This is a genomic window from Rhodococcus sp. NPDC058532 (assembly GCF_042719255.1).
In the GTDB taxonomy this organism is placed as follows: Bacteria; Actinomycetota; Actinomycetes; order Mycobacteriales; family Mycobacteriaceae; genus Rhodococcus_G.
In genome coordinates, this window is sequence record NZ_JBHXNU010000005.1 from 180,504 (window position 1) to 192,876 (window position 12,373).

10 protein-coding genes are annotated in these 12,373 nt (G+C 71.2%); 3 read left to right on the forward strand and 7 right to left on the reverse strand.

Features of this window, described 5'->3' with window-relative positions; all coding sequences use genetic code 11:
- Nucleotides 1–27: 27 nt before the first annotated feature.
- Entirely contained in the window at nt 28–1,035 is a 1,008-nt protein-coding gene (locus ACFWQG_RS08670; protein ID WP_378507186.1) for an iron-containing redox enzyme family protein, read from the reverse strand.
- 87 nt (nt 1,036–1,122) lie between these two features.
- On the opposite strand from ACFWQG_RS08670, the gene ACFWQG_RS08675 reads away from it, so the two are divergent.
- The gene (locus ACFWQG_RS08675; RefSeq protein ID WP_378507187.1) at nt 1,123–1,620 is read left to right on the forward strand and encodes a CinA family protein; all 498 of its coding nucleotides are present in this window, start codon (nt 1,123–1,125) and stop codon (nt 1,618–1,620) included.
- A 19-nt stretch (nt 1,621–1,639) separates the two neighbouring features.
- Here ACFWQG_RS08675 and ACFWQG_RS08680 read toward each other — a convergent pair whose 3' ends face one another.
- Entirely contained in the window at nt 1,640–2,758 is a 1,119-nt protein-coding gene (locus tag ACFWQG_RS08680; RefSeq protein WP_378507188.1) for a Ku protein, read from the reverse strand.
- Nucleotides 2,759–2,873: 115 nt separating this feature from the next.
- Between ACFWQG_RS08680 and ACFWQG_RS08685 the strand changes: the two genes are divergently transcribed.
- Complete coding sequence (locus ACFWQG_RS08685; RefSeq protein ID WP_378507286.1) at nt 2,874–3,890, forward strand: SDR family oxidoreductase; 1,017 nt, start codon at nt 2,874–2,876, stop codon at nt 3,888–3,890.
- A 3-nt stretch (nt 3,891–3,893) separates the two neighbouring features.
- Here the strand turns inward: ACFWQG_RS08685 and ACFWQG_RS08690 are convergent, their stop codons facing one another.
- Together ACFWQG_RS08690 and ACFWQG_RS08695 are read right to left on the reverse strand one after the other, a co-directional pair.
- A complete protein-coding gene (locus ACFWQG_RS08690) occupies nt 3,894–5,006 on the reverse strand; it encodes an enolase C-terminal domain-like protein (protein ID WP_378507189.1) in 1,113 nt (370 codons plus the stop codon).
- On the reverse strand, nt 4,987–6,801 hold the full coding sequence (locus ACFWQG_RS08695) for a thiamine pyrophosphate-requiring protein (protein ID WP_378507190.1): 1,815 nt from the start codon (nt 6,799–6,801) through the stop codon (nt 4,987–4,989). Before ACFWQG_RS08695 ends, ACFWQG_RS08690 begins: the two co-directional genes overlap by 20 nt.
- Nucleotides 6,802–6,948: 147 nt before the next feature.
- On the opposite strand from ACFWQG_RS08695, the gene ACFWQG_RS08700 reads away from it, so the two are divergent.
- Nucleotides 6,949–9,855: an FAD-binding and (Fe-S)-binding domain-containing protein gene (locus tag ACFWQG_RS08700; protein ID WP_378507191.1), complete on the forward strand. Its 2,907-nt coding sequence runs from the start codon at nt 6,949–6,951 to the stop codon at nt 9,853–9,855.
- 127 nt (nt 9,856–9,982) lie between these two features.
- Here the strand turns inward: ACFWQG_RS08700 and ACFWQG_RS08705 are convergent, their stop codons facing one another.
- From ACFWQG_RS08705 to ACFWQG_RS08715, 3 genes are all read right to left on the reverse strand, one after another.
- Nucleotides 9,983–10,420: an STAS domain-containing protein gene (locus ACFWQG_RS08705; RefSeq protein ID WP_378507192.1), complete on the reverse strand. Its 438-nt coding sequence runs from the start codon at nt 10,418–10,420 to the stop codon at nt 9,983–9,985.
- 219 nt (nt 10,421–10,639) lie between these two features.
- Nucleotides 10,640–11,833: a glutamate--cysteine ligase gene (locus ACFWQG_RS08710; RefSeq protein WP_378507193.1), complete on the reverse strand. Its 1,194-nt coding sequence runs from the start codon at nt 11,831–11,833 to the stop codon at nt 10,640–10,642.
- The gene (locus ACFWQG_RS08715; protein WP_378507194.1) at nt 11,830–12,336 is read right to left on the reverse strand and encodes a DUF2231 domain-containing protein; all 507 of its coding nucleotides are present in this window, start codon (nt 12,334–12,336) and stop codon (nt 11,830–11,832) included. Before ACFWQG_RS08715 ends, ACFWQG_RS08710 begins: the two co-directional genes overlap by 4 nt.
- Between the last annotated feature and the right edge of the window lie 37 nt (nt 12,337–12,373).

The following is a 12,373-nucleotide window of genomic DNA, read 5'->3' on the forward strand; positions in this document are numbered from 1 at the left end:
CGCCTGCCCTCGCCATCTCTCGCCGGCTCATGTCTCATGCACCGGCAGAAGGGAACTCGTCCCCCCGCGCCAGCAGTGCAGCAGGTGCTCGGCGAGCCTGGACTCGAGCAGCTGCGTGGCCTGGACCCCGAACACCACGTCGGACGCGAGCGCCGGCTCGTCGTCGAGCAGCGCCCCGACCACGTCGTGGCGCAGCACCTGCTCGTGCACCGCGTCGGCCTCGACGTGCTCGGCGTAGAAGCGGGTGCATGCGGGCGGCGCATCCATCCGTTGCAGCGCCTGCACCAGCGCCCTGGCACTCGGTGGGGTCGTCGTCTCCGCGGTCGCGAAATGCCCGACGAGCGCGCCCCGCAGGCTGCGCCGCAACCCGAACAGCGTCACCAGATTGACCGTTGCCAGGGTCTCGGGGGGCACATCGTCCAGGTAGCCGAGGTAGCGGTGGTCGAGATCGGCGGCGCGGAGCAGATCCTCAAACAGCCTCGAGTGCATGTGTCCCGGCCTGCCCGCACCGAACTCGTCGAATTCGACGGCGACGAACGCGCATTTCGGCGCGCCCCGCAGCCGGGGCACGGCCCACACCAGCGGGTCGGCCTCCTTGAGGTGGTAGATCGACCGGTGCGCGAAGTACTCGCGCATCTGCTGCCACGTCCCGGTGTCCCGCAGGTGCGCCGCGACGGACCCGTCATCGACACCGTCCGCGGCGACCTCGGCGAGCGCGGCGTCGGCGTCGGTGCCGCCGGGCAGCGCGGTATGCAGCCGGTCCAGGAACCGCCGCTCCATCGCCGCCCGCACCCCGAGCAGGTCCGGATCCCACTCCCAGTCGGGGTCGACGCCGACGAAACCGCGATAGTGCACCTCGTAGCACACCTGCAGCGCCAACTGCAGGTCCCCACCGAGCGGATCCGCGTGCTCGGGGTCCGGTGGCCTACCCATCGACCCGGCCGGGCCTCCGCGCAGGACGGACACGACCGCACAGGACAGCGGGCCGCGCGGCATCGGCAACCGCGCGGAGCCGTCGTCGTCGTTGTCACCCATCCGACCGGGATACCCCGCACCCGGCCCCGGCAAACCCGCCTGCCGCACCCGGTGTGGCATCGGCCCGGACCGGGTAGTCCACCGCTCATGAGGCACCGACCGCCGCCGCACGCCGCACACACCACCGAGGTGTGTTCGCGACTCGCGGCGGCCGCGCTCGCGCGCGGCCTCACGGTCGGTTGCGCCGAATCGCTCACCTCGGGCCGGGTCGCGGCCGCGCTCGGCGCCGCCCCGGACGCGGCGAGCTGGTTCCGGGGCGGCATCGTCGCCTACGCACGCGAGGTCAAGCACGGGCTGCTCCGCGTCCCCGCGGGCCCGGTGGTGTGCGCCGAGGCGGCCCGGATGATGGCGGACTCGGCCGCCGCACTGCTCGGCGCCGACATCACCGTCGCGGTGACCGGGGTCGGCGGGCCCTCCGAACAGGACGGCCGCCCGGTCGGCACCGTCTGGTTCGCAATCGCGGGTGCGGGTCGAACCACGGTGGAGGAACGGCACTTCGACGGTGACCCCGCCCGCGTCGTCGAGGCCACCGTGGCCCGCGCCGTTGAACTGCTCACCGCCCGCGTCGTCGACCCCGCCCGGTGACCGGCAGCCGGGTGACCGGTCAATGATTCCGCAGCGCGTCGATCAATGTCTTCTTGTTCATCGACGAGTATCCGGTCAGCCCGATTTCCTTGGCACGCTTGCGCAATTCCGGAACGGTGCGGTCCTCGTAGGACTGCCCGGCACCGCCCTTGCGGCCGACGGCGCTGCGCCCCCGGGCCGCGGCCGCGTTGGAGATTCGAGCGGCCTTCTCCTTCGAGTCACCCCGGTCCCGCAGGTCCTCGTACAGTTCCTGATCCTTCAGATGCGGATCCGATCCCTTCCTCGGCATCGTGCTCCCTCCTTCACTGTCGTCGGTCTCGTTGGGTTTCGTGGGCTCGGCCCGCTGACCGGGCGTCCGCGCCGCCGCCGATTCGACGGACTTCGCGAGCGCATCGAGGAGGCTGCTCACGTCGGTGTCGGCGGTCGGCTGTTCCCCTGGCCGTTCGACGGTCTCGTGCCCCTCAATCTTCGCCTCCACCAGGGCCGTCAATGCGGCGCGGTAGTCGTCGTGATAGCCGTCCGGGTCGAAGACCGGCTCGGACATCGCCTCGATGAGGCCCGCCGCCATCGTCATCTCCTTCGCCGTGACCTGCGGCGGATCGGTGTCGAGGAACGCGAAGTCCGGGCTGCGCACCTCGTCGGGCCAGAGCATGGTGTCGATCACGACGACATCCCGGTACACGCGCAGCAGGGCGAGCGACTCCCGTTGCCGGAGCGCGATCTTGGTGACGGCGACCCGGCCGGACTTGTGCATGGCGTCGCGCAGCATCACGAACGGTTTGACCGCCGACTTCTCCGGTTCGAGAAAGTAGCTCCTGTCGAAGTAGATCGGGTCGACCGACTCGATCGGGACGAATCCGAGGACGTCGATCGTGTTGGCGCTCGGCAGCGGAAGGTCGGCCAGGTCGTCGTCGGTGAGGATCACGACCCTGCCGTCCTCGGTCTCGTACCCCCGACCGATCTCGTCATAGGGGACCTCCGCGTCCTCGGCCGCGCAGAACCGGCGATGCTGGATCCGGCTTCCGTCCCGGACGTGCACCTGATGCAGCGTCAGGTTCCGGTTCTCGGTCGCCGCGTACAGGCGGACCGGAATCGCGACCAGACCGAACGCCACCGTTCCCTTCCACATCGAACGCATGCCCGTCGGCTACCCAGCACACGGCGCCGGGAAACGCGGCGGGTTTCGCGACCGCCGCATGCGGGCATGCGGATCGGCAACGCGTCCACCACGTCCAGGGAGGTCAGTCGCAGTGATTCATGGGGATCATCCGAGGGTCGTCGTCGTCACCGGCGCCAGTGCGGGCGTCGGGCGCGCCACGGCAACCGCATTCGCTGCGCGAGGGGCTGCGGTGGCGCTGCTCGCGCGCGGGACCGAGGGGCTGCGTGGCGCGGCCGACGACGTGAACGCGGCGGGGGGCACCGCCTTCCCCCTCGCCGTCGACGTCGCGGACCCGGTGGAGGTCGACGCCGCCGCGGGGGACGCCGAGGCCGAGCTCGGACCGATCGACGTGTGGGTGAACGCGGCGTTCACGTCGGTGTTCGCCCCGTTCGACCGGATCACGCCCGCCGAATTCGCCAGGGTGACGCAGGTGAGCTACCTCGGCTACGTGTACTCCACGATGGCGGCGCTCGCACGGATGCGCCCACGCAACCACGGTGTCGTCGTGCAGGTCGGCTCGGCCCTGGCCTACCGGGGCATCCCATTGCAGTCCGCGTACTGCGGGGCGAAGCACGCCATCCAGGGCTTCACCGAGTCGGTGCGCTGCGAACTGCTCCACGACGGCAGCGCCGTCCGCACCACGATGGTGCAGCTGCCCGCGGTGAACACCCCCCAGTTCTCCTGGGTGCTCTCGCGCCTCCCGCACCACCCGCAGCCGGTGCCCCCGATCTATCAGCCCGCCGTCGCGGCGCGGGCGGTGCTGTTCGCCGCCGACCACCCGCGCAGGCGCGAGTACTGGGTGGGCGGCAGCACCGTCGGCACGCTGCTCGCGAACGCGATCGTCCCCGGACTGCTCGACCGGTACCTCGCCGCAACGGGTTTCGACTCCCAGCAGACCGACACCCCCCGGCCGGACGATCAGGCGACGAACCTGTGGGAGCCCGCGGACGGCCCGGACGGACGCGACCACGGCGCGACGGGGATCTTCGACGCGCGCGCGACCACCCGGTGCCCGCAACTGTGGGCGTCGCAGCACCATCGCGCGGTGGCCGCGGCGGCGGCGGTGCTGGGCGGCGCGGGTGCGCTCGCCGGGGTCCGCCGCAGGCGCTGACGCTCACCGCACCCGGAACCGCTCGACGTCGGCGGTCCGCAGGGTGAGCCCGGTGCCGGGCGCAGCCGCATCCGGGGTGACCGCACCGCCCGACGGGTCGAGGACGCCGTCGAAGAACATCGATTCGAGCCGCACGTGATCGTGAAACCACTCCAGGTGCCGGATGTTTGGGGTCGCCGCGGCCACGTGAGCGTGCAGGTGCGGGGCACAGTGCGCCGACACCTGCAGCCCGTGGGCGGCCGCGATCGGTGCGACCCGGGTCCACCCGGTGATGCCCCCGCAACGCGACGCGTCGATCTGGAGACAGTCCACGGCCTCCGCCGCGCACAGCCGCAGGAAGTAGCCCGGATCACCGCCGTATTCGCCGGCGGTAACATCCGGGTGCACGGCGGCCCGGACCTGCCGCAGGCCAACGAGATCGTCGGAGCTGACCGGTTCCTCGAACCAGCTCACCCGCTGCTCGTCCGCGCGGCGGGCCACCCGAATCGCCTCCTTGCGCGAGTAGCCGCCGTTCGCGTCGACGTACAGCGCCGCGTCGTCGCCGATGATGCGCCGCGCCTGGGCGATCCGCGCGAGATCGCGGCCGGGCCGCGCCCCGGCCGCCTCACCGATCTTGATCTTGACCCGCGGGATTCCCTGCTCCCCGACCCACCCCAGCAGTTGGTCACGCAGGCGCGTCCGGTCGTAGTTGACGAAGCCGCCGCTGCCGTAAACCGGAACCGACTCGTGAATCCGGCCGAGCAACGAGCACAGCGGGACGTCGAGCATCCTCGCCTTCAGATCCCACACCGCCGCGTCCACCGCGGAGATCGCATACCCGACCGCCCCGGGCCGACCGTCGTTGCGGACCGCCCGCACCATCCGCTCGTACACCCCACCAACGGCGAGCGGATCGGCGCCGCGCACCAGCCCGGCGAGGGCCGAGTCGATGTACGCCGCGCACGCCGCGGGCCCATAGGTCCATCCCGTCCCGACGGTGCCCGCCGCCCGCACCTCCACCAGCACCATCGTGGTGCTGTCCCATTCGAGGGTGCCGTCGGCCTCCGGGGTCTCGGTCGGCACCGTGTACGCCGACGCCCGGACGCTGCCGATACGGTCACCCGTCGTCCGGTCCACGATCACCCCCTCGACGCGGCAGAAGCTCAGTGGCCTTCGCCTTGATCCCGATCTTCACCAGGTCCCACGCGTTCTCATCGCCCTGCAGGACCGCCGCCGCCGTCATCCGCGCCTGGTCGAGGGTCGCGTGCGGAGGAATCGGCGGCATGTGCGGCGAGCAGTGGACGTCGAGAACACTGGGCCGGTCCGCGCCGAGCGCCTGCTCGCAGGCCGCCCCGACCGAATCGGGGTCCTCCACGGTGATCCCGTTCAGGCCGAGTCCGGCGGCGAAGCCGGCGTAGTCCACATCGGGGAGGGCCTGCGATTCGACGAACTTCGGTGCACCGCTCATCGCCCGCATCTCCCACGTCACCTGGTTGAGATCGTCGTTATGTAGTACCGCAACGACCAGGCGGGGATCGCTCCACTCATGCCAGTACCGCTTGACGGTGATCAGTTCGGCGAGGCCGTTCATCTGCATCGCGCCGTCCCCGACGAACGCGACGACGGGCCGATCCGGTCTGCCGAACTTCGCACCGATCGCGTACGGCACCCCCGGCCCCATCGTGGCCAACGTGCCGGACAGGGATCCGCGCATCTCACCGCGCATCGTGATGTTGCGGGCATACCAGTTCGCCGACGACCCCGAGTCGGCGGTGACGATCGCGTCGGGGGGCAGCCGCCGGGAGAACTCGTCGAACAGCCGCATCGGGTTGACCGGCGGGGCGTCGAGCATCGCCTGCGCGTGCATCGTCTGCCACCACCGGTCGACGGCCGACTCGATGGACTCCCGCCAGGACCGGTCCGGCTGCCTGCGCAGCAGCGGAAGCAGCGCGCGGAGGGTCGCGCCTGCGTCCCCGACGAGGTTCACCTCGTACGGGTAGCGCATGCCGATCATCCGCGGATCGATGTCGATCTGCACCGCGCGCGCCTGCTCATAGCCGGGCAGGAACTGCGAGTACGGGAAGCTCGACCCGACCGTGAGCAGCACGTCGCAGCCCGCCATCATCTCGTAGCTGGGCCGGGTGCCGAGCAGACCGATGGAGCCGGTCACCCACGGTAGGTCGTCGGGCAGCACGTCCTTGCCCAGCAGCGCCTTCGCCACCCCCGCCCCGAGCAGCTCCGCGACCTCGGTGACCTCCGCGACCGCGCCGCGGGCGCCGGAACCGATCAGCATCGCCACCCGGGATCCGCTGTTCAGGACGTCCGCGGCGCGGCGAATCGCGTCGTCGCCGGGCCGTCCGGTCGCCTTCTCGAACCCGAGGCTGGAGGGGACCATCTTGAAAGCGTGTTCCGGCGGCGCATAGTCGAGGTCCTGCACGTCGGCGGGAACGATGACCGCGGTCGGTGCCCGCCGGGTCACCGCGGTCCGGATCGCCCGATCGAGAACGTTCGGCAGCTGCTCCGGGACGGTCACCATCTGCAGGTACTCGCTGGCGACATCCTTGTACAGGCTCATCAGGTCGACCTCCTGCTGATAGGAGCCGCCGAGGGCGCTGCGGTTCGTCTGCCCGACGATGGCGAGCACCGGGACGTGATCGAGCTTGGCGTCGTAGAGGCCGTTGAGCAGATGGATCGCCCCCGGTCCCGACGTCGCGAAGCACACCCCGAGCCTGCCGGTGAACTTGGCGTAGCCGACGGCCTCGAACGCCGACATCTCCTCGTGCCGGGACTGGACGAACCTCGGGTCGTTGTCGGCGCGCCCCCAGGCCGCGAGGATCCCGTTGATCCCGTCACCCGGATAGCTGAACGTGACCTCGACCCCCCATTCCCGCAGGCGTTCGAGAATGTAGTCAGAAACCTTGGTGCTGCTCATGAATCGTCCTCCTCGACGCATCCGTCGCCCTCCCCGCGAGGTACCCGCGCGGCGGTCGCGGTAAACGACGGGACCGTTTGCGCTCGCCCGGATCGTGGTACCCCATCCGCGGCGGACCGATACCTGCGGCGAGAGGATCCGAATCGAATGTCGCCCCTCTACCAGGCGCTGGAGGAGGCCCTCCGCGGGCGCATCGCGGGTGAGGTCCGGTTCGACCCGGGCAGCCGCGCGGCCTACTCGACCGACGCCTCGAACTATCGCCAGGTCCCGATCGGTGTTGTGGTGCCCCGCACCCCCGGCGACGCGGAGACGGCCGTCACGGTGTGCCGCGACCACGACGTGCCGGTGCTCTCCCGAGGCGGCGCCACCAGCCTGGCGGGGCAATGCTGCAACACCGCGGTGGTGCTGGACTGGACGAAGTACTGCACCCGCGTCGAGTCGGTCGACCCCGCGGCCGGGACGGTGCTGGTGCAGCCGGGCATCTCGCTGGACGGTCTCAACGACCGGCTCGCCGCCGACGGATGGATGGTCGGGCCGAAACCGTCGACTCACGTCAGCTGCACGATCGGCGGGATGATCGGCAACAATTCGTGCGGGTCGACCGCGCAGGCGTACGGGAAGATGGCCGACTCGGTGCGTCGGCTGGAGGTACTCACCTACGACGGGCTGCGGATGTGGGTCGGGGCCACCCCGGAGACCGAGGTCGACCGGGTCGCGGCCGCCGGGGGAGCCCGCGGCGACCTGTACCGGGGGTTGCGGCGGCTGCGCGACGAGTACGCCGACGACATCCGCCGCACCTACCCCGACATTCCGCGGCGGGTGTCCGGCTACAACCTCGATGCCCTGCTGCCGGAGAACGACTTTCATCTCGCACGGCTGCTGGTCGGCTCGGAGGGCACCCTGGTGACGGTGCTGCGGGCCGAACTTGAGCTGGTGCGGGTGCCGAACGCGCGGAGCCTCGTGCTGCTCGGGTTCGACGACATCTGCGCCGCCGCCGATGCGGTACCCGACGTCCTTGCCCACCGGCCGGCGGCGCTTGAGGGCATCGACCATCGGCTGGTCGCCCTCGAACACAGTCAGCGACTCGCGGAGGCGGCGCTGCGGGAACTACCCGACGGCAACGCCTGGCTGATGGTGCAGTTCACTGCGGACAGCAAGGACGCGTCCGACCGCGCCGCCCGGTCGATGATGTCGGATCTCGCATCCCGGTCCACCACGCCCGGCACCCTCCTCGACGACCCCGCACACGAGGACCAGGTGTGGGCGGCCCGTGAGGCCGGGCTCGGCGCGACCGCCTACCCGCCGGGGGAGCCGGAGACGCACGAGGGCTGGGAGGACGCGGCGGTGCCACCGCAGCGGCTCGGCGACTACCTCCGCGACTTCCGGGCGCTGCTCGACCGCTACGACTACGGAACCGCCTCGCTGTACGGGCATTTCGGGCACGGCTGCGTGCACACCCGGATCCCGTTCGACCTGCGCACCGCCGACGGTGTCGCCCGCTACCGCGCCTTCGCCGAGGACAGTGCCCGCCTCGTCGTCGATCACGGCGGCTCGCTGTCCGGCGAGCACGGTGATGGCCAGTCCCGCGCGGAACTGCTGCCGATCATGTTCGGTGATCGGCTCGTCCGGGCGTTCGGCGAGGTGAAGGCCGCGTTCGATCCACGAAACCGGATGAATCCCGGCAAGGTGGTGCACCCCTACCCGCTCGACGAGAACCTGCGGCAGGGCGCCGACTACCTGCCCGCCGAACCGGCAACCCGCTTCGCGTACCCCGACGACGAGCACCGATTCAGCCGCGCCGCCGCCCGCTGCGTCGGTGTCGGCGCGTGCCGCGGCACCGGATCCGGCGTGATGTGCCCGAGCTACCGGGCGACCGGCGAGGAGGAACACTCCACCCGCGGCCGGGCCCGTCTGCTGTTTGAAATGCTGCGGGGTGAGGTGATCACCGACGGCTGGCGGTCGACGGAGGTGCGGGACGCGCTCGACCTGTGCCTGGCCTGTAAGGGCTGTCTGAGCGACTGTCCCGTCAACGTCGACATGGCAACCTACAAGGCCGAATTCCTCGCCCACCATTACCGGCACCGGCTTCGCCCCCTTTCGCACTACGCGATGGGCTGGCTGCCGTTGCTGGCCAGGGCCGCGGCTGCGACGCCGGGAACCGTCAACGCGCTCACCGCCGCGCCCGGACTGTCCACCGCACTCAAGGCGGCGGCGGGTGTCGACCCCCGCCGCACCCTGCCGCGGTTCGCCACCGAACGCTTCACCGACTGGTACCGGCGCCGGCCGCCGCGGCGGACCCAGGCCGAGCGGGGGCGGGTCACGCTGTGGCCGGACACCTTCACCGACAACTTCGACCCGCAGATCGCCCGCGACGCCGTCACCGTGCTCGAGGCCGTCGGGTTCGACATCCACGTCCCGGAGCGGGTCGGCTGCTGCGGGCTCACCTGGATCTCCACCGGTCAGTTGACCACCGCCGTCCGTGTCCTGCGCCGCACCCTGCGGCTGTTGCGGCCGACGCTGCGGTCCGGCGATCCGGTGGTCGTGCTCGAACCGAGCTGCGCTGCGGTCTTCCGCAGCGACCTACCCAACCTGCTGTCCGGGAACGAGGACGCCCGCCGCCTCGCGGGGCAGACGGTGACCCTCGGGGAGCTGATCCGGGATCGGGCACCGGACTGGGAGCCACCGCACCTCGGTGGCAGCGCGCTGGTCCAACCGCACTGCCATCACCACGCGGTCCTCGACGTGCCGGCCGACCGCGACCTCCTCACCCGGGCGGGGGTGCACCCGGAGGTCCTCGACGCCGGATGCTGCGGATTGGCCGGGAACTTCGGCTTCGAACGCGGCCACTACGACATCTCCGTCGCCTGCGCCGAGGACACGCTCCTTCCCGCGGTGCGTGCCGCCGACCCGAGCACGCTGCTGGTCGCGGACGGATTCAGTTGCCGCACCCAGCTGCGTGACCTGCAGCCGGGATCGATGCCGCGGCACGGGGCGCAGGTCCTCGCCGCCGCCCTCACCCGCCGCCCCGTTGACGACGACCGAAGGGAGCGCTGAGGCACCGACACTGCAGGACACGAGGATCGCTTTTCTCGTCGCGGCGGACGGCGTGGAGCAGGTGGAGCTGACCTGACCATGGCGGGCCGTAGTCGACGCGCGGCGCGGCCCGTCCTCGTCGCCCGCGTCAGCTGAGGCCGACCACGACGTCGAGATCGACGTGCGCGCTGAGCTCGGCTCGTCGGTTCTCCACCGCCTGCCGCACGGTGGGGAAGCAGCGGAACCATCCCGCCATGCCCCCCGCCTCCATCGCGCGGTGCGTCGACCAACTGTCGGTGGCCAGCAGCAGCGCCACCCCGCCCCGGTCGGCGTGATGCTGGGCAGCGACGAGCGCCTGGACGCCCGAGATCGAAACGAAGCCGACCCGGGTGAGGTCGATGATCAGCGTGCGGCCCGCCTCGTCAATCGCCGCATCGACGCGCGCCTCGAACTCGGGAATCGCGGGCGCGTCGAGGTCCCCGGTGAGCGCCATCACCGTCGGCCCCGGCCCCCTGATTCGACACCGGCCCGGACCGTTGACCGATTCGACGAGGGGATGCTCGAGGCAATGAACGTGAACTCGCATGGTGGGGTCTCTCCCGTATCGGGTTTGCCAAGACCGCGGCCCCCGATCGGCAGCGCCTGTCGTTGCCTGGGGATTCTCGGGGGCAACCAACAGCAAGGTCTGGGCCGTCGGCGTCAGGGACCTCGGTTCCTTGCTTACCAGCGCAGCGGCCGAAATGCACGAACCGTGCGTCCAGTTCCCGTCCCGAACCGACGTCCGGGCCGCGCATGGCGCACGGCGTCAGCACACTTCGCGGGAGGCGTTTGGCGGGGAGAGGGGCGGCGACGGCGGGCTCACAGCGAACGCCAGGGAATCCTGCAGGGTCCGCGCCGCGGCGAGCCCGACCACCCGCGCCGGATCCCGGTGCTCACGCAGTGCCCGCCGCTGCCAGTCGGCGCCGTTGCCCGCGTCGAGCTGCCGGTGCAGCTGATCGCGAACCCAACCGTACTCACCGAGTTCCTCCAGCTCGTCCCGCACCAGACCGACCAGCCGGCCGAGCATCGCGATGGCGGACGCGGGGCGTCCGGCGCCGGGGTCGATCGCCGGGCCCGTGAGGCCGTCCCGGGCCGCGATCCAGGTTGCGGCGCGCAGCGTTTCGAGGGGCACCGCCGGGGCCGGGACACCCGCACCGACGGCGCGGGACGCCGCCATCACCAACGCCCGAATCATGGTGGCCAGCAACACCGTTTCGTCGACGGTGCCCTGCACGTCCGCGACCCGGATCTCGACGGTCGGCAGGTGGCAGGAGGGCCGAATGTCCCAGTACACCATCCGCTCGTCCATCAGCAGACCCGAATCAACCATCGTGTCCACCAGCGCGTTGTAGTGCTCGACGGACCGGAATAGCGGCGGCGGGCCCGACGCGGGCCAACGCGACCACAGGATGGATCGCCAACTCGCGTAGCCGCTGTCGAGGCCGCGATGCACCGAACTGTTCGCCGCCAACGCCAGGATCGTCGGCAGCCACGGCCGCACGTGATTGCACACCTGGACGGCGGTCTCCCGGTCCGGCACGTCGACGTGCACGTGACATCCACAGACACCCTGCTCAACGGCAAGGATGCCGAACCGGTCCTGCATGTTCCGGTAGCGCTCCGAACTGCTGATCGGCAGTCGCCACGGCCCAAGGATCGGGGCGCCGGTGGCGATCAGCCGACATCCCTCACGCAGCGCGACCGCCGCGACCTGCGACCGCAGCGCCAGCAACTGTTCACGCAGAACCCGACTGGTCCAGCACACCGGGGTGTTCGTCTCCACCTGGCACTGACTCAACTCCAGTTGCAGCGCCACCCCCTCGGCCCGCGCCGCCGCCGCGACCCGCTCGTTGCACAGCAACGGCTGCCCGGTCGCGGGATCGACGAGCAGGAACTCTTCCTCGACCCCAATCGAGGGGCGGCGCGGATCGTGGGGGTTCGCCGCGGCCGCGTCGGTCATGCCGAGCCACCGCCGAAGGCGATGTGCCCGCCGAGGGTGCCACTCACCCCGACGACGGCGAGTCCGGCGACGCTCCACGCCTGCGCCCGCGCCCCCGCCGAGCCGGAGCGCAGCAGGTAGGACCGCAGCATCGCCAGGGTCCCGAGCGTGTTGCCCGCCGCGTGCACGAGCCCGGCCCGGCGATCCCGCTCGTCACGGACCGACCAGTCGGCCCAGCCGGTCGCGACCGCAACCGGGACACAGACGAGGCCGAGCCCGATCAGTCGACGCGCCGCGTGGTGGTCCCGCAACACCATTTCCAGGACCACCGCCGCGGTCCAGGCGCCGACCGGCAACGCCACCACCGCCGGATGCACGGGGTGACCCACCCAACGCCCGCGCAGGACGGCCGCCGCCGCGGGGTTGCGGTCGGCCACCCTGGTGAGGCGGCGATGCAGGGGAACGGCGACCCGGTCGAGTCCGGTAGCGCGTTCGGGTGCTCTCAACAGTTCGTCGATGCTCATGCCCGGGAGGTACCCCGACACCGGAGCCGGAAAACCT

Coding starts and splice junctions, on each gene's coding strand:
- ACFWQG_RS08700 (WP_378507191.1), top strand. CDS start 6,949: ATGTCGCCCCTCTACCAGGCGCTGGAGGAGGCCCTCCGCGGGCGCATC.
- ACFWQG_RS08710 (WP_378507193.1), bottom strand. CDS start 11,833: ATGACCGACGCGGCCGCGGCGAACCCCCACGATCCGCGCCGCCCCTCG.
- ACFWQG_RS08675 (WP_378507187.1), top strand. CDS start 1,123: ATGAGGCACCGACCGCCGCCGCACGCCGCACACACCACCGAGGTGTGT.
- ACFWQG_RS08715 (WP_378507194.1), bottom strand. CDS start 12,336: ATGAGCATCGACGAACTGTTGAGAGCACCCGAACGCGCTACCGGACTC.
- ACFWQG_RS08670 (WP_378507186.1), bottom strand. CDS start 1,035: ATGGGTGACAACGACGACGACGGCTCCGCGCGGTTGCCGATGCCGCGC.
- ACFWQG_RS08680 (WP_378507188.1), bottom strand. CDS start 2,758: ATGCGTTCGATGTGGAAGGGAACGGTGGCGTTCGGTCTGGTCGCGATT.
- ACFWQG_RS08705 (WP_378507192.1), bottom strand. CDS start 10,420: ATGCGAGTTCACGTTCATTGCCTCGAGCATCCCCTCGTCGAATCGGTC.
- ACFWQG_RS08695 (WP_378507190.1), bottom strand. CDS start 6,801: ATGAGCAGCACCAAGGTTTCTGACTACATTCTCGAACGCCTGCGGGAA.